Origin of the sequence: Stenotrophomonas chelatiphaga, from assembly GCF_032054965.1 — a bacterium.
GTDB lineage: Bacteria > Pseudomonadota > Gammaproteobacteria > Xanthomonadales > Xanthomonadaceae > Stenotrophomonas > Stenotrophomonas chelatiphaga.
Genome location: NZ_DAMBRS010000005.1, coordinates 119,971 through 141,837 on the forward strand (window position 1 = coordinate 119,971; position 21,867 = coordinate 141,837).

At 67.1% G+C, this 21,867-nt stretch carries 24 protein-coding genes, 1 tRNA gene and 1 other RNA gene; 5 read left to right on the forward strand and 21 right to left on the reverse strand.

The genetic code is table 11. The features are described 5' to 3' along the window. Nucleotides 1-42: 42 nt before the first annotated feature. Together RTX79_RS09030 and RTX79_RS09035 are read right to left on the reverse strand one after the other, a co-directional pair. Nucleotides 43-648, reverse strand: a complete 606-nt coding sequence (locus RTX79_RS09030) for a hypothetical protein (RefSeq protein WP_312683288.1) — start codon at nucleotides 646-648, stop codon at nucleotides 43-45. Continuing rightward, nucleotides 645-947 (reverse strand): hypothetical protein, encoded by a 303-nt coding sequence (locus RTX79_RS09035; RefSeq protein WP_312683290.1) that lies wholly within the window; start codon nucleotides 945-947, stop codon nucleotides 645-647. Before RTX79_RS09035 ends, RTX79_RS09030 begins: the two co-directional genes overlap by 4 nt. A gap of 275 nt (nucleotides 948-1,222) precedes the next feature. On the opposite strand from RTX79_RS09035, the gene ffs reads away from it, so the two are divergent. Then, an RNA gene (gene ffs, locus RTX79_RS09040) (signal recognition particle sRNA small type) lies at nucleotides 1,223-1,319 on the forward strand. A gap of 208 nt (nucleotides 1,320-1,527) precedes the next feature. Here the strand turns inward: ffs and RTX79_RS09045 are convergent. Both RTX79_RS09045 and RTX79_RS09050 read right to left on the reverse strand, forming a co-directional pair. Next, nucleotides 1,528-2,280: an MBL fold metallo-hydrolase gene (locus RTX79_RS09045; RefSeq protein WP_312683291.1), complete on the reverse strand. Its 753-nt coding sequence runs from the start codon at nucleotides 2,278-2,280 to the stop codon at nucleotides 1,528-1,530. Continuing rightward, the gene (locus RTX79_RS09050; RefSeq protein WP_123700539.1) at nucleotides 2,280-3,029 is read right to left on the reverse strand and encodes a 3-deoxy-D-manno-octulosonic acid kinase; all 750 of its coding nucleotides are present in this window, start codon (nucleotides 3,027-3,029) and stop codon (nucleotides 2,280-2,282) included. Before RTX79_RS09050 ends, RTX79_RS09045 begins: the two co-directional genes overlap by 1 nt. A 21-nt stretch (nucleotides 3,030-3,050) precedes the next feature. Between RTX79_RS09050 and RTX79_RS09055 the strand changes: the two genes are divergently transcribed. Continuing rightward, entirely contained in the window at nucleotides 3,051-4,094 is a 1,044-nt protein-coding gene (locus RTX79_RS09055; protein ID WP_312683293.1) for a glycosyltransferase family 9 protein, read from the forward strand. A 112-nt stretch (nucleotides 4,095-4,206) separates the two neighbouring features. Here RTX79_RS09055 and RTX79_RS09060 read toward each other — a convergent pair whose 3' ends face one another. Next, entirely contained in the window at nucleotides 4,207-4,608 is a 402-nt protein-coding gene (locus tag RTX79_RS09060) for a DUF6165 family protein (protein WP_057506969.1), read from the reverse strand. A 178-nt stretch (nucleotides 4,609-4,786) separates the two neighbouring features. After that, a tRNA-Ser gene (locus tag RTX79_RS09065) sits at nucleotides 4,787-4,877 on the reverse strand. A gap of 169 nt (nucleotides 4,878-5,046) precedes the next feature. Here RTX79_RS09065 and RTX79_RS09070 point away from each other — a divergent pair. Next, nucleotides 5,047-5,751: a PP2C family protein-serine/threonine phosphatase gene (locus RTX79_RS09070; RefSeq protein WP_309687693.1), complete on the forward strand. Its 705-nt coding sequence runs from the start codon at nucleotides 5,047-5,049 to the stop codon at nucleotides 5,749-5,751. A gap of 37 nt (nucleotides 5,752-5,788) precedes the next feature. On the opposite strand, the gene dnaQ is transcribed toward RTX79_RS09070, so the two are convergent. From dnaQ to RTX79_RS09085, 3 genes are read right to left on the reverse strand one after another with little or no spacing between them, the layout of a single operon-like run. Continuing rightward, nucleotides 5,789-6,517, reverse strand: coding sequence for a DNA polymerase III subunit epsilon (dnaQ, locus tag RTX79_RS09075; protein ID WP_057506971.1), 729 nt, complete (start codon nucleotides 6,515-6,517; stop codon nucleotides 5,789-5,791). 4 nt (nucleotides 6,518-6,521) lie between these two features. Further along, complete coding sequence (rnhA, locus tag RTX79_RS09080) at nucleotides 6,522-6,977, reverse strand: ribonuclease HI (RefSeq protein ID WP_057506972.1); 456 nt, start codon at nucleotides 6,975-6,977, stop codon at nucleotides 6,522-6,524. After that, entirely contained in the window at nucleotides 6,964-7,644 is a 681-nt protein-coding gene (locus RTX79_RS09085; protein WP_312683299.1) for a hypothetical protein, read from the reverse strand. The genes rnhA and RTX79_RS09085 overlap by 14 nt, the downstream gene beginning before the upstream one ends. A gap of 11 nt (nucleotides 7,645-7,655) precedes the next feature. Between RTX79_RS09085 and gloB the strand changes: the two genes are divergently transcribed. Next, nucleotides 7,656-8,420 carry a hydroxyacylglutathione hydrolase gene (gene gloB, locus RTX79_RS09090; RefSeq protein WP_312683300.1) on the forward strand — a complete coding sequence of 255 codons (765 nt, stop codon included), beginning with the start codon at nucleotides 7,656-7,658 and terminating at the stop codon, nucleotides 8,418-8,420. Continuing rightward, nucleotides 8,417-9,628: a lytic transglycosylase domain-containing protein gene (locus RTX79_RS09095; RefSeq protein WP_312683301.1), complete on the forward strand. Its 1,212-nt coding sequence runs from the start codon at nucleotides 8,417-8,419 to the stop codon at nucleotides 9,626-9,628. The genes gloB and RTX79_RS09095 overlap by 4 nt, the downstream gene beginning before the upstream one ends. Nucleotides 9,629-9,735: 107 nt before the next feature. Here RTX79_RS09095 and RTX79_RS09100 read toward each other — a convergent pair whose 3' ends face one another. The 12 genes from RTX79_RS09100 to trbB all read right to left on the reverse strand — a co-directional run bounded on the left by RTX79_RS09100 (nucleotide 9,736) and on the right by trbB (nucleotide 21,859). After that, the gene (locus RTX79_RS09100; RefSeq protein ID WP_312683302.1) at nucleotides 9,736-11,694 is read right to left on the reverse strand and encodes a peptidyl-prolyl cis-trans isomerase; all 1,959 of its coding nucleotides are present in this window, start codon (nucleotides 11,692-11,694) and stop codon (nucleotides 9,736-9,738) included. A gap of 386 nt (nucleotides 11,695-12,080) precedes the next feature. Beyond that, a complete protein-coding gene (locus RTX79_RS09105) occupies nucleotides 12,081-12,323 on the reverse strand; it encodes a DUF2274 domain-containing protein (RefSeq protein ID WP_312683303.1) in 243 nt (80 codons plus the stop codon). Beyond that, a complete protein-coding gene (locus RTX79_RS09110; protein WP_312683304.1) occupies nucleotides 12,320-13,603 on the reverse strand; it encodes a TrbI/VirB10 family protein in 1,284 nt (427 codons plus the stop codon). Before RTX79_RS09110 ends, RTX79_RS09105 begins: the two co-directional genes overlap by 4 nt. A gap of 2 nt (nucleotides 13,604-13,605) precedes the next feature. Next, complete coding sequence (trbG, locus tag RTX79_RS09115; protein ID WP_428695982.1) at nucleotides 13,606-14,610, reverse strand: P-type conjugative transfer protein TrbG; 1,005 nt, start codon at nucleotides 14,608-14,610, stop codon at nucleotides 13,606-13,608. After that, complete coding sequence (gene trbF, locus RTX79_RS09120; RefSeq protein ID WP_031692087.1) at nucleotides 14,607-15,311, reverse strand: conjugal transfer protein TrbF; 705 nt, start codon at nucleotides 15,309-15,311, stop codon at nucleotides 14,607-14,609. Before trbF ends, trbG begins: the two co-directional genes overlap by 4 nt. A gap of 24 nt (nucleotides 15,312-15,335) precedes the next feature. Beyond that, nucleotides 15,336-16,730: a P-type conjugative transfer protein TrbL gene (gene trbL / locus RTX79_RS09125; protein WP_312683305.1), complete on the reverse strand. Its 1,395-nt coding sequence runs from the start codon at nucleotides 16,728-16,730 to the stop codon at nucleotides 15,336-15,338. Then, complete coding sequence (locus RTX79_RS09130; RefSeq protein WP_312683307.1) at nucleotides 16,727-17,029, reverse strand: EexN family lipoprotein; 303 nt, start codon at nucleotides 17,027-17,029, stop codon at nucleotides 16,727-16,729. Before RTX79_RS09130 ends, trbL begins: the two co-directional genes overlap by 4 nt. An 11-nt stretch (nucleotides 17,030-17,040) precedes the next feature. Next, nucleotides 17,041-17,778 (reverse strand): P-type conjugative transfer protein TrbJ, encoded by a 738-nt coding sequence (gene trbJ / locus RTX79_RS09135; RefSeq protein WP_312683424.1) that lies wholly within the window; start codon nucleotides 17,776-17,778, stop codon nucleotides 17,041-17,043. Next, complete coding sequence (trbE, locus tag RTX79_RS09140) at nucleotides 17,775-20,225, reverse strand: conjugal transfer protein TrbE (RefSeq protein ID WP_312683308.1); 2,451 nt, start codon at nucleotides 20,223-20,225, stop codon at nucleotides 17,775-17,777. Before trbE ends, trbJ begins: the two co-directional genes overlap by 4 nt. A 10-nt stretch (nucleotides 20,226-20,235) precedes the next feature. Then, on the reverse strand, nucleotides 20,236-20,508 hold the full coding sequence (locus RTX79_RS09145; protein WP_312683310.1) for a VirB3 family type IV secretion system protein: 273 nt from the start codon (nucleotides 20,506-20,508) through the stop codon (nucleotides 20,236-20,238). Then, entirely contained in the window at nucleotides 20,505-20,888 is a 384-nt protein-coding gene (locus RTX79_RS09150; protein ID WP_312683313.1) for a TrbC/VirB2 family protein, read from the reverse strand. Before RTX79_RS09150 ends, RTX79_RS09145 begins: the two co-directional genes overlap by 4 nt. Then, complete coding sequence (gene trbB / locus RTX79_RS09155) at nucleotides 20,885-21,859, reverse strand: P-type conjugative transfer ATPase TrbB (RefSeq protein ID WP_428695984.1); 975 nt, start codon at nucleotides 21,857-21,859, stop codon at nucleotides 20,885-20,887. Before trbB ends, RTX79_RS09150 begins: the two co-directional genes overlap by 4 nt. Between the last annotated feature and the right edge of the window lie 8 nt (nucleotides 21,860-21,867).

Here is a 21,867-nt window from a genome sequence, read left to right on the forward strand (position 1 = left end):
CCCCACGTGGGGCCTTCCGTGGTTACAACGGATTCATGCAGTTCAGGCATACAGGATGTCGGCAAGCACGGTCAGCTGACCTATGTGCCGTGGTCGCTCCGGCGCGACGATATCGTCGCCCACCTTCAATGCGACGCATTTGATCAGTTCGGTCCTGGTCAACGAGGAGCGCTGCAGGACCGTCTCGATGCGCTCATTGGCGAAGGCACTCAACTTCATCGACAACCGCTTGGCCGGTCCGCCCGCCTCCAGTTCTGCCGATCGTTTGGCCAGCGTCGCGAGCCCGGCTGATGTCTCCTGGCCGTGCGCGTAGCGGTTTACGTAGAAGAAGAACAACCGTTTGCGGAAGTCAGGCGTCGCCAGGGGCGTGATGCGGGCGGCAGCGGCATCCAGCATTTCAACGAACACTGATGGCACGTTGACCTCGAACGAGCACTGCTGCGCCGAACGCGCATTGGCCACCGCCGGCGTTGACTGGGCCGGGACAAGGATCACATCACCGCAGGTGTCGCACCGCCCCACCAGAATGTCGCGCGCGATCGCGCGCCCATCAGAGAACGGCACGTCACGGTATTCAAAGGTCGCGGTGACCCGACCGTCCTGATGACATAGGGCCTCCCTGTGATCCCCTTCGCGGTAGAGCTTCATGGCCGTGTGGACTCTTGTCGGTGAACGCTGATGAACGTCGTATCGAAAAGGAAGTAGAACTTCACGTACCAGCCACCGGTGAGGATCTCGTGCACCCGGATGCCAGCATCCCTGTGGTGGGGCGAACTGCGGTGATCCTGCCCCCGCGCACGCTTGAGAATTGCGGCTAGTTCCGAGGCTCCGATACGCCCGGTCAGCAGCAGATTCTTGCTGCTGATGTCGCGGCGGACTTCGTGCAAGAAGTTGCCCGCCTGCAGGTCTCGGATCACCTGTTGCTTGGCTTCGTTGAATCCCACCATACACCATCCCATACGATACGTATCGTATCGAACACAGGCGCGAGCACCGTGTTCAGCGTAGGCATGGGGCGCAGCGCCGGAAGTCAGCCAATCCATTGTCGTGGTGCAGGGGAACATCGCTGAGTGCGTGCTGGCTAACGCAGGCGCGCATGCGCTAGAATGCGCGCCTGCCATCGCCCAGCGATGTGCAGTCCGGACCGGGTTCCAGGCGCTTCGCGCTGCGCCCCATGGCCGTGACAGGTCGCCAGCAAGGTGACCACGTCTCTATGGTGGCCCCGTCGGCCCCTCGCGACGCTAGATCGAAAATCCCGCCAGGGCCGGAAGGCAGCAACGGTATCGATCGACGCGGGCGCCGAGGTCAGCCGGCGGGGTCGCCACCTTTTCAGCCCCACCCTTCCAGCGCCGAAGGCTGCGGCAGGAGCCGCTGCCAACGTCGCTTGCGACGGCCCGAAGGGTGCCGGTCAGGAAGACCGGCATAGCCATGCCCGGCGAGCGCGAAGCGCGGCCAGCGTCAGTTCCTGCGATCCCGGAAAAATCCCGCCGCCGAGCACGGCTCGGCGCTGCCTGTTCGTAGCGCGCGTCAGGGCGCCTGCATCGCCGTCGGCGCTGCCAGCGGCACGCATTCGCCCGGCATCGCAACGCGGTGGCCACGCGCGCGCAGTGCATCGCCGTCGGCCTCGCTGGCGTAGTGGTAGAGCATCATCCGCGCCTGCAGTGCCGCGCTGTATTCGCGCTCCAGGTCATCCACGCCGGTGTGCGACGGGTTGCCGTGCAGGCCGCAGTCATGGGCGATCAGTTCGTTGTCATCGGCAAAGCGCGCGAGCATTTCCGGGATCGGGCGGGTATCCCCGCTCCAGGTCAGCGCGCCCTTCAGGCGCAGCCCATAGGCCGTCTCCGGCCAGTGATGGCGCGCGGGGAATACCTCTAGCCGCACCCCCTCGTGCCAGAACGCATCACCGACCACGATCAGCTGGAAGGCATCCCAGAAGTTGGCGCCGCCCTCGGCCAGCACGTTCGGGTAATCGCCGATGCGCCTGTGCAGCAGCGGCACTACCGGCGCCGGCACATACAGCCGCACCTTGCCGCGGCGCTGCGCACTGAAGAAGGTATCCACGAACAGGCGCTCGAAGCCTGCGACGTGGTCCAGGTGCACATGGGTGACGAACAGCGCCTGCGGCATGTGGCCGTAGTGCGCCTGGAACGCGGTCAGTCCTTCGCCGCCGCAGTCGATGGTCAGCCACGGCCGGCCATCGCGTTCGATCACCGACATCGGCGAACCCAGCTCCACCGCCGACGCATTGCCGACGCCGAGGAAACGCAGCGACCAATCCATCAGGTTCCCCGGTTCCACGCCAGGTCGTAGGCACGGCGCAGGCGGGCGAAATCTTTTTCCACGTCATCGGTGCTGCGCTCGCCGCGCAGTTTCAGCAGTGAACGAAGCAGGCGCTTGAGATTGCGCTCGCGCCAGGCGGTGGCCGGGATGCGCTGCACGCCCCGATCGAAGTCGATCAGCCAACCATGCCCGTTGCCATCGAACAGGATGTTGTGCGCGTTGAGGTCGGCGTGGTCCAGCCCGGCGCGATGGAAGCGCGCAATCAGGCGTCCGGTTTCTTCCCACGGCGCGCCGCGGCCGGCGACCAGGGCACGGTCGGCCAGCGAACGGACGTCTTCGATGCGCTCCATCAGGATCGCGCAGCGGTAACGCAGGCCTTCGCGCATGTAATACGCAGCGATGGGCCGTGGCACCGGCAGCTTGAGTTCGCGCAGGGCACGCATCAGCCGGAATTCGGCGAAGCTGCGGGTGTGCTGCGAGCCGCGCCACAGGTACCTGTCGCGGCTCAGCTTGGCCACCAGGCCACCGCGCAGGTAGTGCCGCAGCACGCTGGGGCCGAACGGCGCGTCGATGAACCAGGCACTGCCGCGGCCGCCCTCACCCACCGGCCGCGCCCGCTCTCCCCAGTGCTGGGGCGAGAACAGACTGGCGTCGGCTTGCCGCAGCCGTTCGCGGTCGAACAGAATGGCACCCATCCCGCGACCATCACGGCAAGGCGTCAGCGCTTCATTGGCGTCGAATGCGACCATTCCTTCGAGTCTAACAACACCATGGCATCACCGTCCCCTTCCCTGTGCCTTTTGCGTTTGTCCGCGCTGGGCGACGTGACCCATGTCGTGCCGCTGGTACGCACTTTGCAGGCCGCGCGGCCGGGCTTCCCGATCCACTGGGTGATCGACAAGGTCGGCTTGAAACTGCTGGACGGGCTGCCCGGAGTGACCTTCCACGCCTACGACAAGAAGACAGGACTGGCAGGCATGAAGGCCCTGCGCGCGGAGCTTCCGGCCGAGCGCTTCGATGCCCTGCTGCAGATGCAGGTGGCGTTCCGGGCCAACGTGTTGTCGGCCTTCATACCCGCCCGTCGCCGGATCGGTTATGACCGCAGCCGCTCCAAGGATCTGCATGGGCTGTTCATCAACGAACGCATCCCGGACCGCCCCGGCATCCATGTGCTGGATGCCATCGGCAGCTTCTGCGAGCCGCTGGGCCTGACCCAGACCGAGGTCAGCTGGGACCTGGCGGTACCGGACCAGGCGCATGCCTGGGCGCAGGCGCAGTGGCAGGACGATGGGCGGCCGGTGCTGATGATCTCCCCGTGTTCCAGCCATGAGCGCCGCAACTGGTATGCCGAGCGCTACGCCGCGGTGGCCAACCACGCCAGCGCGCGCGGGTGGCGGGTGGTGCTGTGCGGCGGCCGGAGCGAACTGGAACGGCGCACCGCCGATGCCATCCAGGCCCAGCTGGTGCAGCCGGCGCTGGACCTGGTCGGCAAGGACACGCTGAAGCAGTTGCCGGCCCTGCTGGCCCGCGCGGCGCTGGTGATGACCCCGGATTCCGGGCCGATGCACATCGCCAACGCGATGGGCACCAAGGTACTGGGCCTGCATGCGGCCAGTAACCCGCACCGCAGTGGGCCGTATTCGGACCGCCGCTACTGCGTGGACCGCTATGACGATGCGGCGCGCAAGTACCTGGGCAAACCGGCCAGCGCGCTGAAGTGGGGCACCAAGATCGAGTTCGACGACGTGATGGAACTGATCACCGTGGAGGACGGGATCGCTGCGTTCGAACGCTACGCCGCCGACCGGCAGTGACGGCCCGGTAGTGACGGCCGCTGGCCGTCACCCTGGAAGCATGACGGCCAGCGGCCGTCACTACCCGTCAATCTTGAAGCATGACGGCCAGCGGCCGTCACTACCCGGGCTGTCAGCCAGCGCGGTAGTCCTTGTATGACTTCTCTTCCACATACGCCGAACCCAGCGCCAGGTTGATCGCCTTCTTGATGCGCGCGCGTTCGTCGTTGCGCAGGTAGACGCTGCGCGCCAGCGCGACGAAGGCATCACCGAAGTCACCGGCCTTGTCCTGCAGGCGGATGTTGTCTTCGATGTCCCACAGTTCTTCGTTGACGGCCTTCAGCTCGGCACGCAGCTGGGCCACGTCCTTGCCGCCGGCCGGGTGGGCCATCCAGGTCTTTTCCAGCGCGGAGAGCTCGGTGCGCACGTTGGCCAGCTTGGCCTCGTCACTGATGCGCTCGGACTTGATCTGCAGGATGGAGATCTTGTCGAGCAGTTCGCCGAAGGCGACGGGGACGAGGATTTCAGCGGTCATGGGAGCACTCTCTGGAAGCAGAGGGACATGATAGCGCGCGGGGGATGGTGGGCCAGCCTGCGGCTGTCCGGTTCTGCTCCTGCAGAACCGTCGAACCCCGCGGGGGTCTCTCTCCTGCCCCGCTCGGCCAGGCAAAAAAGAAAAGGGCCACCCGTTGGGTGGCCCTTTTCTTATTGTCTGGCGGAGAGGGGGGGATTCGAACCCCCGAGGCGCTATAAACGCCTGCCTGATTTCGAGTCAGGTACATTCAACCGCTCTGCCACCTCTCCGGTTCCCCCGGCGTACCGGGGACGCGCATGATACGAGGATGCGCGGATATTCACAAGCCATCACCAGCAAGAAAGTGAAACTGCGCTGACTTCGCGGCTTGTCGGATGTCCGCCCCACCGCGATGATGGCGTTCTCCCTGCTGCATCCCCCTTTCCTGCGCGCTCCCCCATGATCGAATTCGGACACCTGACCCACCCCGGCCTGCGCCGCGCGCTGAACGAAGACACCTACTACGGGGACGGTGAGCTGGCACTGTGGCTGGTCGCCGATGGCATGGGCGGACACGCCTGTGGCGAGGTGGCCAGTGCGCTGGCACGCGAAACCATCGTGCGCGAGATCCGCCGCGGCGCGCCACTGGCCCAAGCCATCCGCACCGCGGACGAGGAGATCATCCGTGCCTCGCGCCGCCGCAACGACACCCTGCCGATGGGCACCACCGTGGTGGCCGCCCGCGTGCAGGGCAACCGCTACGAAGTGGCGTGGGTCGGCGACAGCCGGGCCTACCTGTGGCGCGACGGCCAGCTGGCCCAGCTCAGCCAGGACCACAGCGTGGTGCAGGAGATGCTGGCCCAGGGCAACCTGACCCCGGAACAGGCGCGCGCGCACCCGCATCGCAACGTGGTCACCCAGGCACTGGGGGTGACCGATCCGGCGCATCTGAACGTGGCCACCACCGCCGGCGAGCTGCGCCCGGGCATGCAGCTGCTGCTGTGCAGCGACGGGCTCACCGAAGAGCTGGACGACAGCGGGATTTCCCGCACGCTGGCCTTCGATGACACCAGTGCGCAGGAATGCGTGGATTCGCTGGTGGCCGCCGCACTGGATGGCGGCGGTTCGGACAACATCACCGTGGTGCTGGTGCGCTGCCACTGAGGCAGCGGTCAGCGACAGGCAGTGCCGACGCCGGGCGTCAGGCGACGGCGGCCTCTTCCTGCTTCGGGCCATCCCACAGCGCGTGGCCGGCCTTCTTGCGCAGGCGCTCCAGGCGCGCGGCGTGGGCTTCCAGTTCCGATGCGGTGGCCTGCACGCGCGGGCGCGGCAGCAGCTTGGCCGGGTCGAACCCTGCCAGCGCCAGCGCCGCCGCACTGCCCTCTTCGCCCAGGTCGAAACCGAGGTCGTCCTGGCCGGAGGTCAGCGCGATGTACACATCGCCGAGGATCTGCGCATCGAGCAGCGCGCCGTGCAGCTGGCGGTGCGAATTGTCCACGCCCAGCCGCTTGCACAGCGCATCCAGCGAATTGCGCTGGCCGGGGAACCGCTCGCGCGCCAGCGCCAGCGTATCCACCACCGTGCAGCGGTCGGTGATCTTGCCGAACTGCGGCCCCAGCTTGGACAGTTCGTTGTCCAGGAAGCCCAGGTCGAAGGCCGCGTTGTGGATGATCAGCTCGGCGCCGTCGATGAAGGCCAGGAAGGCTTCGGCCACCTGCGCGAAGTCCGGCTTGTCGGCCAGGAAATCCAGGGTCAGCCCGGTGACTTCCTGCGCGCCCGGTTCGAAGTCGACGTCCGGCTTGAGATATTGGTGGTAATGGTTGCCACTGGGGCGGCGCTTGAACAGCTCCACGCAACCGATTTCAACGACGCGGTTGCCCTTCTGCCAGGCCAGGCCAGTGGTTTCGGTATCCAGGATGATCTGACGCATGGGCTCAGTTTACCGCCATGCCGGTGTCGCGCACCCGGGTGGCCGCTTCACGCGCCAGCACGTCCACGCGTTCGTTGTCCGGGTCGCCGGAGTGGCCCTTCACCCAGCGCCAGTCGATCTGGTGGCGCAGGGTCGCCGCGTGCAGGCGCTCCCACAGTTCGCGGTTCTTCACCGGCGAACCGCCGGCGGTCTTCCAGTTCTTGCGGATCCAGCCGGGCAGCCATTCGGTCAGGCCCTGGCGCACGTACTGCGAATCGGTGAAGAGCACGATCTGGCAGGGTTCGCTCAGCGCTTCCAGGCCGGAGATGGCGGCCATCAGCTCCATCCGGTTGTTAGTGGTGTTGGGCTCGCCGCCGCTCAGTTCGCGTTCGTGCGCCTTGTAGCGCAGCAGGGCCGCCCAGCCGCCCGGGCCAGGGTTACCGAGGCAGGAGCCGTCGGTGTGTACTTCAATGGTTTTCATGCGTTTCCAGGATCGAACGGGTCATGCCGGGGGTGGCGATCGGCCCCTGCCAGCGTACCTTCAGGGGCGTGGGCCCCGGCAAGGCAAACGTGCGCTTTTCGGCGCTGAACAGACACGCCGCGCGCAGCGGCGCCATTGTGCCGCCGCCAGCGCCGGACGGCCACAGCGGGCCGATGTAACGAGTGGGCCCGCATTCCAGGCCGACCTGCTCCAGCAGCTGGCGCAGGCGCTGCGGGGTGCGCACCACCATGCCATGCCGCCGCCACTGGGTGCGGTAGGGGCTGAACGGGTTGAGGCTGCTCAGGAACAGCTTGCCGCTGGGCATCAGCACGCGATCACACTCGGCCAGCAGCAGCGCCGCATCGGCGGCCGTCACGTGCTGCAGCACGATGGCGTGGACGCTTTCATTGGGCAGCGGCAACGGCAGCGCGCAGCGCGCTTCACCGGCATACCCGGTGCCGTCGCGGTACAGCCGCAGGCCACGCCCGCCCAGCGCCGCGCCCTGCAGCCAGCGCGGGCTGGGGCTGATCCACAACCACGGCTGCGCGGGCAGTCCGGCCAGCTGTGGCAGCAGCAACTGCTGCTCCAGCTGATACAGCAGCTGCGCCGGTTCGCTGTCGAACCACGTTTCGGGTGTCGCTTGACGGAGGCTCTGCAGCGCGGGCATGGTCCGATTCTATGCGACTCACTGCCCTGCCCGCATTGGCGGACAATTACATCTGGTGCCTGGCCGGCGACGACGGCGCGGCCGTGGTCGTCGATCCCGGCGATGCCGCGCCGGTGCTGGCTGCGGTCGAGGCCGGACTGCGGCCGCAGGCAATCCTGCTCACCCATCACCACGACGACCACATCGGCGGTGTCCGCGCGCTGCAGGCGCGTTTCCCCGGCATCAGGGTGATTGCGCCAGAGGAACCGCGCATTCCGATGGCGACCGAACGCGTAGCCGATGGTGAACGCGTTCAGGCAGTGGGGCGGACGTTCCACGTAGTATCCGTGCCCGGGCACACCCTCAGCCATGTCGCGTTTCACACTGATGAACACCTTTTCAGTGGAGATGCATTGTTCAGCCTGGGCTGTGGGCGCCTGTTCGAAGGTACGCCGTCCCAGCTGCTCGCCACCATGCGCAGCCTGGCGTCCCTGCCGGCCCAGCTGCTTGTCTGCTGTGCCCACGAATACACCGTGTCAAATGCCGTCTTCGCGCGGCATGTCGACCCCGCCAACGCTGCCCTGAGGCAGCGCCATGAGGAGGCACTGGCCATGCGCCGCGATGACCGCTCTACCCTGCCCGTGCTGTTGGCAGACGAATTACGAAGCAATCCGTTCCTGCGTACCCACACCGCGCCCATCCGTGCGGCGGTGTCGGCTCATCTGGGGCGGGAGATCACCGACGATGTCGAGGTGATGGCCGGACTTCGGCACTGGAAAGACGGCTTTCGCGCATGAGGCGCCGAAGTACATCGCTCGCCCTGGGGATCATGCTGGGGCTTGCCGGAACCGCCAACGCGCAGTCTTTGGGCGCGGGCCTGACCCAGAACCTGGCCGGCGCCGCCGCCTTGCCGCTGGATGCGTCGACCCTGCCCGCCCCCAGCGTGCGCAATGGCCAGGACATCTTCGCCAGCTTCCGCGAAGGCCTGGCTGAACCGACCTGCGATGCGGAGGCCACCAGCCCGCGCTGGCAGAAGCAGTTCGCCCATGCGCCGGCCCGGCTGGCCAACCAGAACGATGATGCGCTGGTGCTGTTCGGCTACGTGGTGGAAGAACTGCGCAAAGCCAGCCTGCCCACCGAGTTCGCCCTGATTCCGTTCGTGGAAAGCGGCTACCGTCCGAGCGCGCGCAGCGCGGCTGGTCCGGCCGGCCTGTGGCAGTTCATCGCCACCACCGCGCGCAACCATCGCGTGCCCATGAGCGAAGGCTATGACGGCCGTCTGTCGGCGGTGGATTCCACCCAGGCCGCAGTGCGCTACCTGAAGACCCTGCACGGGATGTTCGGCGGCGACTGGCGTCTGGCCACCATGGCCTACAACGCCGGCGAATACCGTGTGCTGCAGGGCCTGCGCAAGGCCGGCATGAATGCCACCAATGCGGTGCCGGCGGAGCTGCCGGGCCTTTCGCCGGTCACCCATGCCTATGTTGAAAAGCTGCATGCCCTGGCCTGCGTGCTGGAAAACGCGGAAGAGCAGCCGTCGGTGATGGCCTCGCTGGACCGCACCGTGCCGGTGCTGAAGAGCCACACCCTGCCGGCCGGCACCAGCGTGCAGCAATGGGCGGCCCAGCGTTCGCTGGACCCGGCGCGGATTGCCCGACTGAACCCGGCCGCCAGCGGCCGTGGCCGTCCGCAGAGCGCCCCGGTGCGCCTGCTGGCACCGGTCAATACGCCGGCCGTGGATGCGTCGGCGATGGTGGCCAGCCTGGATGAGGCCGCGATGCCGGCCGTCGCCGTTGCATCGGCCCAGCCGGCGCCGGCCGCAGCACGCAGCGTGGCCAGCGCGGCAGACCGCCCGCGCAACCGCCGCCATACCGTGCGCAACGGCGAATCACCATGGACCATCGCGCGCCGCTACGGCATGCCGGTCAAGGCGCTGCTCAGCCTGAACGGCCTCAGCGGCAAGGCCGTGCTGAAGCCCGGCGCGGTGCTGCGCGTCGAAGACTGATCGTCAACGTACCTCGGCGGCGCCGGGCACGGCTTGGCGCTACCAATGGAACGCGCAACAAAAAGCCCGGCAGTGCCGGGCTTTTTGTTTGCCGCCGCGGCCAACCCTTACAGGTTGGCTTCGGTGGTCTGTACGACGAAACGCTTGCGGGTCGACTTGATGAAGGCGTCGGCCGCGGCCATGCCGTCGATCTGGCTCAGCTGCTGCTTGAGCTGCTGGCGCTGTTCGGCGGTGACTTCCTTGACGTCGCCCGGGGTGACCTTGGTCACCGCGAACACCACCGCACGACCCTGCACGTCCACCTTGCCGTAGCTCGGCTTGCCTTCGGCCGGCAGCGCCGCACCGAACACCGCGCGGTTGATCTCCGCGGTCGGTACCGGCTGGGTGCGCGGCAGGCCCGGCATCGGGCTGACCTGCAGCTTCTCGCTTTCAGCAAGCGCCTGCAGCGTCTGGCCGCCCTTCAGCTTGGCCAGCAGCGCATCGGCGGCCTTCTCGGCGGCCTGGCGGGTGCGGTCGGCGTGCACGGCGGCGATCACCTGCTCGCGTGCCTTTTCCAGCGGGATGGCCTGCTCCGGGGTATGTTCGGCCACGCGGATCACCACGCTGTGGCTACCCGATTCGTCCAGCGCGATCGGATCGCTGGAGGTGCCGTCCTGGACCAGGATGTCGGAGAACGCAGCGCGCAGCACGGCCGGGTTGGCGGCGATGCCGGTGGCATCCTGGCGGGTGAACGGACCGACGGTCTGCAGCGGCAGGTTCACCGCCTTGGCGGCAGCGGCCAGGTCGCTGGGGCTCTTGTTGGTCGCATCGACCACGCGGCCGGCCAGCTCGGTGTAACCGCGCTCGCCATCAGCCTTGGTCTGCTCGGCCATCAGCTGGTCGCGCACGTCTTCGAACGAACGTCCTTCACCACCGCGCACTTCGCGCACCTGGATCACGTGGTAGCCGAAGTCGGTCTTGACCGGGCCGATGATGTCGCCGGCCTTGGCCGCGAACACGGCATCTTCGAACGGCTTGACCATCGCACCGCGATCGACCCAACCCAGGTCGCCGCCCTGCTCCTTGGACCCGGTGTCATCGGAGTTGGCCTTGGCCAGCGCGGCGAAGTCGGCGCCTGCCGCCTTGGCTTCGGCAGCCAGCTTGGCGGCCTTGGCTTCAGCGCCGTCGCCGGTGCTGATCAGGATGTGCGAGGTCAGGCGCTGTTCCGGCGTGGCGAAGCGTGCCTTCTCTTCGTCGTAGCGCTTGCGCAGGCTGGCTTCGTCCGGCGCGGCCGGTGCCGGCAGCGTGGCGCCATTGATTTCCACGTATTCCAGCTTGACCGACTCGACCTGGCGGAAGTCCTTGGTGTGCGCGTCATACCACTGCTTGATCTGCGCATCGGTGACCGGTGCGGTGTCGGCCGGCTGCTCGGGCAGCATGGCGATTTCGACGTCGCGGGTTTCACCCAGCAGCTTGAGCAGGCGCTCGGTCTCGGCTTCGGTGACGAAGCCGGAGTTCTGCAGCGCGCTGGGAATGATCGACTGCTGCAGGCTGGTGCGCACCAGCTGTTCGAACATCGCCGGGGTGCGCGGCGGATTGCCGCTGGCCAGCGCGATGCGGTACTGGTCGCCGTTGAACTTGCCATCGGGGCCAAGGAAAGCCGGGATGGTGGCAATGTATTCGCGCACGGCGGCATCGCCGATCACCACGCCGGACTGTTCGCCAGCCAGGCGCACGACCTGTTCGTCGATCAGCTGGTCCAGCACGGCGAGCTTGTTCTCGGCGCTTTCAAAGGCGCGCGGATCGAAGTCTTCACCCTGCTGCTGGCGCACGCGGGCGCGCTCCTGCTCGAAGCGCTCGCGGAATTCCTGCGACGTGATTTCGTGGTGCTTCCACAGCAGGCGGGCCGGCCACCAGGACGGTGCCGAGGACCACCAGGACGGCGGTGCCGATACTTTGGCCACGTTCTGCGCACCGACGCCACCGAGGTAGCTGCTATCGATGACGAACAGGAACGGGATCATCAGCAGCCCCAGGATCACGGTGACGATCCAGCCCGAGGTCTTGTCGCGAAGTTTCTGCAGCATGGGAAAAATCATGGCCTTGGTGGCGAGCCGCGCAGTGTAACCCGCTTCAGGCGCAGGCTCCAAAGCAGGTGCCACGCGGGGCGCGGCGCGGCCCTATGCAAGGCATAAAAAATGTCCGCTGTCAAGTCTTTGATGAAGGTATGCGGCGGTGCGAAAGGTCTTGCGGAGCAACAAGTTAGGCCAGATTTCGGCCATCGAGTGCTCTTGCTGCTTTTCTGGCTAGGTGCCGCATAGGTGCTTCGCGGTAGCAAGCCCAGGGGCGGCGCAGCGGGCAAGGTCGCACTGTCATCATAGCCGTGGCTTGTCGCAAGCAGCCTCTCAAAACGAAAGCGCAGCCGGTGGGCTGCGCTTTCGTTTTGGGGCGGATGGTGGATGCGTCCGCATCGTCAGCTTGGCTTCGGCGGCGCGCCCTTACCCGTGCCTCCCTTCCTGAATCCCCGGTCGCCCGCGATGAACGCCTCCAGCATGTGCGGGATCAGCGTCACGGCATCGACGGCCTCGCCATACGCCTGCGCGTGCAGCGCGGCGTAGTGATCGAGGTCGGCTTTCAGTCCGGCCGGGCAGGCAAAGGTCAGCTTTGTGGATTCCGTTTTCGGTAGCGGCCCGAGCCGCAGCTTGCGCGTCGTCATCGTGAAGTCCCCTTGTTGAAGAACAACGGCTGGTAGGGCCGCAGCACCAGGTCGCGGTTGGCGATGATGCGAACCGGCAGGCCCGGCCGCTCGGTCAGCGTCGTCTGGATGTTCATGTTCCGCCGGGTCATCTCCTGCCCGACCTGATTGATGCTGTCCTGCGCGCTGTCGCGCCCGGCGATGATGATGCGGTCGCCATTCTGGCGGTTCTCGGGCGCGGCCAACTCGGCGCCGACGCCCAGCAGCGTGGTCAACGCTGCGCCAGCGAAGATGCGGCCCCAGTGGTAGTCCACGTCGTCTTCCAGCCCGGCATAGCCGGCCGGGTCGGCTCCGACCAGGTTGTCGAGCGTGAGCGAAGACGTGTCAGGCAGGATGATCCGGTTCCACACCAGCTGCACGCGACTCTGCCCGTAGCTGACCTGGCTGTTGTAGCGACCCAGGATGCGCGAACCCTGCGGGATCAGCAGAAAGCGCCCAGTAGCTGTGTCATAGACCGGCTCCGTCACCGTGGCGATCACATCGCCCGGTAAATCCGACTTGATGCCCGTCACCAGCGCCCCGGCGATGACCGTCCCGGCCATCACCTGATACGGCGAGGCCGGCAGCGTCAGATTGCCGGAATTACGGGTTTCCGTGGTTCCGGCTTTCTGGAACGCCTCTTTCTGGTCTTGCCGGTTCTGTACCGCCGTCGGGTCGGCAGGCTGGGCCGCCGTCGAGGCCGGCCCGGCCGCGATCGGGTCGAACGCCGCATTGGCGGCGAAGCCCGGCGCGGCGGCGACCTGCGACTGAGCCGTCGGCGCGGCCTTCTGCGTGCCTGAGCGGAAGAACACCGACGAAGCCGCAGCCGCTTCGGCCTCTTTGCGCAGCGCATCGTTCGGGTCGTTGCCAGGCGCCGCATAGGTGGCCGTTACCGGCTGCTGCGACTTGACGATGGCCGGGCCAAGATCGCCTGGCAGCGGTGGCCCCAGCTCGGGAACGGCAGGCGGCAAGGCCGGCGGCAGCTTGGAGTAGTCCGCCGGCAGCGCATCCAGCCCTTCGGACTTGGAGACACGATCGACGTTGTAAAGCTCGGTCTGCTCGTTGGCCCCGCGCCGCTGCGGTTGCAGCGACCACATCAGCGCGCCGAGTACGGCGACCGACAGGCCGCCGGTGAGGATGGCCAGCGTGCGTCGGTTCAGGCGCGTGACCGGGCGCGGCTGGGCGCGCAGCGCCACCGCCTCGGGTGCGATCTTGCCCGCCGCCTGCGGCGCGGCAAGGTCGGGCGTGTCGTCCTGACTCATGGTCAGTTCCTCCGCGCCACGCCGTCGGTGCGCTCGATTCGCACCACGTCGCCGCCATCACCGCCCAGGCGCAATTCGGCCGCACCAAAGAGGCGATCCACGATGTAGTACGGCGAACGGAAACGGTAGTTGACGAGCTGGCCGTCACCCTGCGCGCCGATAACGAACAGCGGCGGCAGTTCGCCTTGCGCGATACCCGGCGGAAACTGGATATAGACCTTCTCGCCATCATCGAAGGCCCGCTGCGGTTTCCACGGCGGATTGCTGCCGCTGATCGCGTAGCGAAAGCGGATCTTCTCCAACGCCAAGCCGGTATCGACCGGTGCGGCTGTCTGTGCGGCCTGCGACTGGCGCTGCAACGCCAGCATCCGGTCTTTCGGGTAGTCCCATGACACCGACGCCATCCATGCCTTTTCCGTTGAGGTCAGTTCCAGCAAGTACGTCCGCCGGCTGGTGGTGATGACCAGATTGGTTTTCAGGCCCGAGCGGGTGGGCTTGACCAGCACGTTGACGCGCAGCGCCTCGCCGCTGCCGCTGGACGTGTCGCCGACGATCCAGCGCACGGTGTCGCCAGCGGCGACCGTCACCAGTTCCTCACCGGGCTGGAGCGAAACCACAGTGACGCGCCCCGGCGCCGCATAGACCTGATACAACGCGCCGTCGCTGTACGGCCACACTTGGATCGCATTGACGTAGCCCTCGCGGGTCGGCGCGATACGCGCCTCGGCATTGGCGCGCGAGACGCGCACCTTCTCGTCGGCCGGCTCCGGCACGGTCGCTGCCCCGTCTAGCTCCGGCAGCGGCTTCAACTGCGCCGGCAGCGCCAGCGGCTCAGGGACGGCGACGACTTCGATGGGCTTGGGTGGCTCGGGCAGCGGCTGCGCCCGTACCGGCTCATCGAGCGAGATGGTCGGCGGCGGCTTGCCTTGCGAGGCGCAGCCCAGCAATGACGACGTGGTGGCCGCGAGCATCAGCACGAAAGCGTAAAAGCGAAAAGGCAGGTTCATGGTTTGGCTCCTTCGGAAGAATCCAGTTCGCGGCTCCACGACAGGCCGTTGACGTAGATCCCCAGCGGGTTCTTGCGCAGGCGCTGTTCGGTGCGCGGGGTTTGCAGGACGGTTGAAAGCACCGCGTTCCAGCGTTCGGTGCCAGCGGGTGCGCCATTGACGAACCGCTGTTCCGTCCAGCGGACGTTGAACGAGGCATCGCTCGCGCGCGTGACGCTGGTGATCTGCACCGTCACCGATTCGCGGCCGACGCGGGCGAACGGATCGTTCTTGCTCGCGTAGTCGTTGAGCACGGCCGCGCCCTTGTCGGTGGTGTAGTCGTAGGCATCGAGCCAGTTCTGCCGCACCACGATGGGGTCGATGGACAGCGAGCGCACCAGCGTCACGAAGCGCGCCAGGTGGTGCGCGATCTGCGCATCGGCGGGCCGATACGGCGTGGCGGCCTCGCCCACGGTACGCACCTGGCCGGATTGATCGACCTCGATCACGTAGGGCGTGACGATGGACTGGGCCGAGCGCCAGACCAGACCGCCGGCCATCAGCAGCGCGAGCGTGAGGCAGCCGAAGGCCATCAGCCGCCAGTTCTTCGCCTGCACACGGGCCGAGCCGATGCGTTCGTCCCACACTTGGGCGGCGGCTTGATACGGAGTGGCAGGCTGCGGCGTATCGGCATAGCGCACCTGCGGTCGTTTGAATCGCATGGTCAGTTCTCCTTGTGAATCGCTTTAGTCGTCGGAGCCGCGCAGGCTCGGGCCTTGCCCGGAGCCGCCGCCATCGCCACCGCGCAACGTGTGTGCGGCAGTGGTCGCGGCATGGGTGATCTGCTGGCGGCGGTGCATCCGCTTGGCCCATGCGGGTTGCTCTTGCTTCTGCGAGCTGGCGGAGCTGTCTGTGGCTTCGCCTGCGGCCGCCTGGCCGGAGCCAGCACCACCGGGCGCAGCACCGGCACCGGCTTCTGTGCCGTTCCATCCAGCGCGGAAAGAGCCGGCCATCTTCTGCGCTACGCCGGACGCGCCAGATGCGGCGCTGCGCCCGGCAGACTGCGCGCCGGTCTTGGCGACATTGCCTAAGCCGGCCATTGCGCCCTTGGCGCCGCCGCCCGCAGCGGCGGAACCGGCCTGGAACGCCGAGCGTGCGCTACCGGCCGCCGAGGTGGCGGCACGCGCACCTGCGCCGGCCAGCTTGGCGGCCGCCGGCGCCATGCGTGCTCCGGCCATGACCGCACCGCCCACGCCGGTTGCGGCAGCACCAATGGCAACGGCCGTGCCGGCGGCGCCAATGGCAGCACCGGCCATCGCGCCGGCGCCAAGCTGCGGCGCACCGGATACCAGGCCGGTGGCGATGCCGGGGCCGAAGATGCCCAGCGCCAGCAGCGCGAGCGAGGCCAGCATCACGACAAGGGCGTGGTCGATGGAGGGTTCGTCGGGATGAACCTGGAACTCCGCGAACAGGCCCGAGCCAATGCCGACGATGACGGCCAGCACCAAGACCTTGATGCCCGACGACATCACATTGCCGAGCACTTTTTCCGCGAGAAACGAGGTCTTGTTCCAGAGCGCGAACGGCACCAGCACGAAGCCGGCGAGCGTGGTCAGCTTGAACTCGATCAGCGTGATGAAAAGCTGGATCGCCAGCACGAAGAAACACAGGATGACGGTGAGCCAGGCGAGGAACATCACCACGATGGGGTCGATGTTCACGAAGACTTCGGGGAATCCGGCCATCTCGCCGATCTGCTCCAGAATCGGTGCGCCAGCGTCGATGCCCGTCTTGGCCAGCCGGCCCGGCTGAAGAAAGTTCTCCATCGTCATGGCCGAGCCGGTGGCCGTCAGGCCCAGCCCGGCGAACGAGCGGAAGACGATGCCGGCCAGCCAGTTGAAGTTGCCGATGATGTAGGCGAAAGCACCGACGTAGAGCACCTTGCGCAGCAACTTGGCGATCACGTCCTCGCCCTGGCCGGTAGCGTGGCTCATGGCCCAATACAAGCCGGCGATGGTCATGTCGATGACGATCAGCGTGGCCGTCAGGAACGCCACTTCACCTTGTAGCAGGCCGAACCCCGAGTCGATGTAACGAGAGAACGTATCGAGGAAGCGGTCGATGATGGTCACGTCGTTCATGGGGTGTCCTCTTCAATGGGTTCATCGAAGCTCGCCGGAATCGGCGGCAGCTCGGCCAGCGTCCGGTATTCGTCCGGCCCGGCCTGGCCGGAGAAGAAGCGCCGCCGGAAGGCTTCGGCGGCGGCGCGGCAGTCGTCTTCGTCCACGGCCTGCCGGTCGTCCGCGCACTGCGCACGCAACGCCTTGAGCCGCACAGGATCGGCAACCAATGCGTCGGCCAAGTTCTCGGCTGGCTGCTGGCCGCACGCGGTCAGCAGCAGGGCCAGCAGCGAAACCGACAAGATGGGAGCGCATCGCATGGCGGCCTCCGTCAGTTGTTGTAGAAATTGATGGACTGCGGCGTGTACGGCGTGCCGGTGCCGAGGAAGCGCCGGCGCACTTCGCGGGCGCGCTCGGTGGCTGCCGCCTGCCGCGCCAGTTCCAGCGACGCCGCGCGGTCTTGCGTGATCCGGAGCTGCTGGGACTGGATCGACTGCTTGGCCTGCAAGGCAAGAAGCTGGTTGGTCGCCTGCTGCGCCTGCAAAGCGCCGGTGGCCGATTGGCTCTGGCTGACCAGATCGGCCAGCGCGCTTTCGTCTTGGGCCAGGTTCTGCGACACCTGCGCCTGCATCCGCATTGCGGTATGCAAGCCATCGAGCGTGTGCTTCCAGCGTTCGCGGGCGTCCTGCGCCATGCGGTCGCCGCTGATGGTCGCGGCGTACTGCTCCGGGTACAGACGGGCGAACGTGGCATCCATGCTTTGCACGTCGTAGGCCAGTCCCTGCGCCTCGGCGATCAGGCGTTCGGTAGTGGCCAGCGTGGAGCGCAGCCGGTTGACGATGTTGAAATCGAGGCTCGCCAGATTGCGCGCCTGGTTTATCAACATCTGCGCCTCGTTCTGAAGCTGATTGATCTGGTTGTTGATCTGCTCCATCGTGCGGATGGCGGTGAGCGTGTTCTGCACCAAGTTGACGGGATCAACGAAGGTCAGCGCCGCCGCCGGCTGGGCGAGCATCAGCGAGCCGGCCAGCGCGGCGGCGAGCGAAGCGGAAAGCACACGGGTCTTCATAGCGAAACCTCCAGCGGTTGAGAAGCGAGGAAAGAAGCCGCCGCCGGCGAGGACGGCAGCAGGTCGGCGGCCCAGTCGAGGCCGCGATGGCGCAGCCACGCCCCGGCAAAGCCGGGAGCGCCGGCCTGCGTCAGTACGCGGTCAATGTCACGTTGGTCTTGCGGTGTGGACGCGCCCGCGAAGGCGAGCGCGGCCGGCCCCAGGTCGAGGTCGAACAGGCGATTGCCGAGACGCGATTGGTAGTAGTAGTCGCGCTTGGGCTGGGCGGTTGCGACGATCTCGATTTGCCGGCTGTTGAGGCCGAATCCCTCGTAGATCGTGCGAATCTGCGGTTCGGTCGCCTGCGGGTTCGGCAGGAAGATGCGGCTGGCGCAGCTCTCGATGATCGCGGGCGCGATGCTCGAATCCTTGATGTCGGCGAGCGACTGCGTGGCGAAGATCACCGACACGTTTTTCTTGCGCAGCGTCTTCAACCATTGGCGAATGCGCGCGGCAAAAGATGGCTCATCGAGGAACAGCCATGCCTCATCGAGAATCAGCAGCGTGGGCGCACCGTCAAACCGTTCATCGAAGCGGGCGAACAGGTAGCGCAACACCGCCTGTACGGCGGCGGGGCTGTGCATCAGTTCTTCCATCTCGAAGCCCTGCACGTCACCGAAGCCGAGACGATCGGTTTCCGCGTCAAGCAGCTTGCCGTGCGCGCCGCCGAGCACGTAGGGCGCGAGTGCCTGCCGCAGCGAGTTCGATTGCAGCAGCACGGACAGCCCTGTGAGCGTGCGTTGTTCCACCGGCGCACCGGCAAGGCTGCCCAGCGCCGACCAGATGATCGCCTTCTCGTCGGGGCCGACCGTGACACCTTCGTGCAGCAGGCGGCCCTCCACCCATTCGGCCGCCCAGGAGCGATAGCTTTCCCGGTCGATACGCGCGAGTGGCTGGAAGGCAATGCCGCCATCGGCACCCAGGTCGTAGTGCTCGCCGCCCAGGCCCAGGATGGTGGCGCGCATCGAGCGGCCCATATCGAAGGCGAACACGCGCGAGCCGCGATAGCGGCGGAATTGCTGCACCAGAATGGCAAGCAACACCGACTTGCCCATGCCAGTCGGGCCGGCGACCAGCGTGTGCCCCACGTCGCCGATGTGCGTGACCAAGCGGAACGGCGTCGCGCCATCGGTGCGGGTGACGATCAGCGGCGGGCCGTCGAGGTGGTCGTTCTTCTCCGGCCCGGCCCACACCGCCGACAGCGGCATCATGTGCGCCAGGTTCAGCGTCGAGACGATGGGCTGGCGCACGTTGGCGTAGGCATTGCCGGGGATGGACGACAGCCAGGCATCGACCGCATTGAGGGTTTCGGGGATGGTGACGAACCCCCGGCCCTGGATGACGCGCTCCACCATGCGCAGCTTCTCGTCGGCCGCGGCCGGATCGGCATCGAGCACCGTCACCGTGGCAGTGAAGTGACCGAAGGCCACCTGATCACTGCCCAGTTCCTGCAAGGCGGCATCGGCATCGGCCGCCTTGTTGTTGGCGTCGGTATCGACCAGCGGGCTTTCTTGCTGGAAGATGGTTTCGCGCAGCAGCGCCACCACGTTCTTGCGCTTGGCGAACCATTGGCGGCGCAGGCGGCCCAGCTCCTTTTCTGCTTCGGCTTTGTCCAGGCAGAGAAAGCGCGTGCTCCAGCGGTAGGCGAAGCCCAGGCGGTTGAGGTCGTCCAACAGACCCGGCCAGGTCGAGGTCGGAAAGCCACGCACCGACACCACGCGCAGGTGCTGGTCGCCCAGCGTGGGCGCCAGGCCGCCGACCAGCGCGGAGTCGGCCAGCAGCGCGTCGATGTGGAACGGCACTTCGGGAACGCCCACGCGGTAGTGCCGCGTGGACACCGTGGCGTGCAGGTAGGTCAGCGTCTGGGCGTCATCGAGCCAGGCGATTTCCGGCATCACGCCATCGAGAAGGTCGAAGACGCGATCGGTTTCCGCCACGAAGGCATCGAGCCGACCGCGCCAGTCCACGCCGTCGCCCGGCGAGTTCTCATAGAGCAACTTGGCCGCGCGGGCGCGCGATCCCTCGGGCGGCAGGTAAGCCAGCGTCAGGTGATAGCCGCTCTCGAAGTGATGCCCTGATTCCTCGAAGGCGGCACGGCGTTCCTCATCGACCAGCCACGACAGCGGCTCAGGAAAGTCGGAGTGTGGGTAGTCCGCCGCCGACCGGCGCTCGGCTTCGATGAACAAGGCCCAGCCCGAACCCAGACGGCGCAGCGCGTTGTTGAGCCGCGCCGATGTGGCGATCAACTCGCCTTGCGTGGCGCTGTCCAGATCAGGCCCGCGAAAGCGCGCCGTGCGTTGGAAACTGCCGTCCTTGTTCAGCACCACGCCCCGCGCGATCAAGCCGGCCCAGGGCAGCCAGTCGGCGAGCAAGGCGGGCCGCTGGCGGTATTCGGCAAGGTTCAACATGGCATCCCCCTCACACGTCCAGCAGCGGCTTGTGCTTGATGTGCCGGGCGAAGACCTGCATGAACTGCGGATCGACGCGCGCGCCCCAGACCGCCAGCGAATGGCCGACGATCCAGAGCACCGCACCGGGAATCCACAGTTGCAGGCCCAGCCCGACGGCGGCGGCCAGCGTGCCGTTGGCGATCGCCACGGTGCGCGGCGCACCGCCCAGCAGGATCGGCTCGGTCAGCGAGCGATGCAGCGGAATCTCGAAGCCTGCCGCGAAGGCGTCCGGGGCACTCATACGACGGCCCCGCCGGAGAACGAGAAGAACGACAGGAAGAACGAGGACGCGGCGAACGCGATGGACAGGCCGAACACGATCTGGATCAGCTTGCGGAAGCCGCCGCTGGTATCGCCAAAGGCCAGCGCCAGGCCGGTGGAAATGATGATGATGACCGCGACGATGCGTGCCACCGGCCCCTGGATGGATTCGAGGATGGAGGTCAGTGGCCCTTCCCAGGGCATCGAGGAACCGGCGGCCTGCGCGGTGCCAGCCGTCATCAGCATGACGGCGGCCAGCAGCAGGCCGTGCTGCGCCGGCGCGGCCAGGCGCCGCAGGCGCGTGAAGGCCGAAGCCGGATTTACGGAAATGCGGAAAGCATGAATGTGCATCTGCGTCATGGCAGTTCTCCAGAGGGTTCAGGGGACGGGGAAGAAACTGGCGGCAGCTCGGGAAACGGCGTTTCCAACGCATCCGCCATGCGATAGCCCGCGCCGTCGAAACCGACGACGCGTGCGATGCTTTCGACGTGGCGCTTGCGGCCACGCCCGGCGATGTGGACGACGACGTTGATGGCCTCGGCGATCAACGCGCGCGGCGGATTCACCGCCACTTCGAGAATCAGTTGCTCCAGGCGCAGCAGCGCGCCCAAGGCGGAACCGGCGTGAATCGTGGCGATGCCGCCGGGGTGGCCGGTGCCCCACACCTTGATGAGATCAAGCGCCTCGCCGCCACGCACCTCGCCGACGATCACGCGATCAGGGCGCAGGCGCATCGTGGCGCGCACCAGCTCCTGCATCGACACGACGCCTGCGCGCGTGCGCAGCGGAACATGGTCGCGGGCGGCGCATTGCAGCTCGATGGTGTCTTCGAGCACCAGCACGCGGTCGCCCGTGGCCGCGATCTCGGCCAGTAGCGCGTTGGCGAGCGTGGTCTTGCCGGTACTGGTGCCGCCGGCGATCAGGATGTTCTGGCGCTCGCGCACGGCGCGGCGCAGGAAGTCCGCCTGCCCAGCGGTCAGGATGCCGTCGGCCACATAGCGACCCAGGCCGATGATGCTCACGGCGCGCTTGCGCAGCGCGAACGCTGGCCCCGGCGCGGCCGGCGGCAAGATGCCTTCAAAGCGTTCGCCCGTCTCGGGCAATTCAGCGGTCAAGAGCGGCTGGCCGCGATGCACTTCCGCGCCAACGTGGGCGGCGACAAGGCGGATGATGCGTTCGCCGTCGGCTTCGGGCAGTTCTACGCCCAGCGGCGCGCGGCCCATTGAGAGCCGATCCACCCACAGGGTGCGGTCGGGGTTGAGCATGATTTCCACCACGTCCGGGTCTTCGAGCGCGGCGGCGATCAGCGGCCCCATTGCCGTGCGCAGCATCTGGATGC

Excerpts from the sequence above, each read along its gene's own strand:
- RTX79_RS09030 (WP_312683288.1), bottom strand. The coding sequence starts at position 648 with ATGAAGCTCTACCGCGAAGGGGATCACAGGGAGGCCCTATGTCATCAG.
- RTX79_RS09035 (WP_312683290.1), bottom strand. The coding sequence starts at position 947 with ATGGTGGGATTCAACGAAGCCAAGCAACAGGTGATCCGAGACCTGCAG.
- RTX79_RS09045 (WP_312683291.1), bottom strand. The coding sequence starts at position 2,280 with ATGGATTGGTCGCTGCGTTTCCTCGGCGTCGGCAATGCGTCGGCGGTG.
- RTX79_RS09050 (WP_123700539.1), bottom strand. The coding sequence starts at position 3,029 with ATGGTCGCATTCGACGCCAATGAAGCGCTGACGCCTTGCCGTGATGGT.
- RTX79_RS09055 (WP_312683293.1), top strand. The coding sequence starts at position 3,051 with ATGGCATCACCGTCCCCTTCCCTGTGCCTTTTGCGTTTGTCCGCGCTG.
- RTX79_RS09060 (WP_057506969.1), bottom strand. The coding sequence starts at position 4,608 with ATGACCGCTGAAATCCTCGTCCCCGTCGCCTTCGGCGAACTGCTCGAC.
- RTX79_RS09070 (WP_309687693.1), top strand. The coding sequence starts at position 5,047 with ATGATCGAATTCGGACACCTGACCCACCCCGGCCTGCGCCGCGCGCTG.
- dnaQ (WP_057506971.1), bottom strand. The coding sequence starts at position 6,517 with ATGCGTCAGATCATCCTGGATACCGAAACCACTGGCCTGGCCTGGCAG.
- rnhA (WP_057506972.1), bottom strand. The coding sequence starts at position 6,977 with ATGAAAACCATTGAAGTACACACCGACGGCTCCTGCCTCGGTAACCCT.
- RTX79_RS09085 (WP_312683299.1), bottom strand. The coding sequence starts at position 7,644 with ATGCCCGCGCTGCAGAGCCTCCGTCAAGCGACACCCGAAACGTGGTTC.
- gloB (WP_312683300.1), top strand. The coding sequence starts at position 7,656 with ATGCGACTCACTGCCCTGCCCGCATTGGCGGACAATTACATCTGGTGC.
- RTX79_RS09095 (WP_312683301.1), top strand. The coding sequence starts at position 8,417 with ATGAGGCGCCGAAGTACATCGCTCGCCCTGGGGATCATGCTGGGGCTT.
- RTX79_RS09100 (WP_312683302.1), bottom strand. The coding sequence starts at position 11,694 with ATGCTGCAGAAACTTCGCGACAAGACCTCGGGCTGGATCGTCACCGTG.
- RTX79_RS09105 (WP_312683303.1), bottom strand. The coding sequence starts at position 12,323 with ATGACGACGCGCAAGCTGCGGCTCGGGCCGCTACCGAAAACGGAATCC.
- RTX79_RS09110 (WP_312683304.1), bottom strand. The coding sequence starts at position 13,603 with ATGAGTCAGGACGACACGCCCGACCTTGCCGCGCCGCAGGCGGCGGGC.
- trbG (WP_428695982.1), bottom strand. The coding sequence starts at position 14,610 with ATGAACCTGCCTTTTCGCTTTTACGCTTTCGTGCTGATGCTCGCGGCC.
- trbF (WP_031692087.1), bottom strand. The coding sequence starts at position 15,311 with ATGCGATTCAAACGACCGCAGGTGCGCTATGCCGATACGCCGCAGCCT.
- trbL (WP_312683305.1), bottom strand. The coding sequence starts at position 16,730 with ATGAACGACGTGACCATCATCGACCGCTTCCTCGATACGTTCTCTCGT.
- RTX79_RS09130 (WP_312683307.1), bottom strand. The coding sequence starts at position 17,029 with ATGCGATGCGCTCCCATCTTGTCGGTTTCGCTGCTGGCCCTGCTGCTG.
- trbJ (WP_312683424.1), bottom strand. The coding sequence starts at position 17,778 with ATGAAGACCCGTGTGCTTTCCGCTTCGCTCGCCGCCGCGCTGGCCGGC.
- trbE (WP_312683308.1), bottom strand. The coding sequence starts at position 20,225 with ATGTTGAACCTTGCCGAATACCGCCAGCGGCCCGCCTTGCTCGCCGAC.
- RTX79_RS09145 (WP_312683310.1), bottom strand. The coding sequence starts at position 20,508 with ATGAGTGCCCCGGACGCCTTCGCGGCAGGCTTCGAGATTCCGCTGCAT.
- RTX79_RS09150 (WP_312683313.1), bottom strand. The coding sequence starts at position 20,888 with ATGACGCAGATGCACATTCATGCTTTCCGCATTTCCGTAAATCCGGCT.
- trbB (WP_428695984.1), bottom strand. The coding sequence starts at position 21,859 with ATGCTGCGCACGGCAATGGGGCCGCTGATCGCCGCCGCGCTCGAAGAC.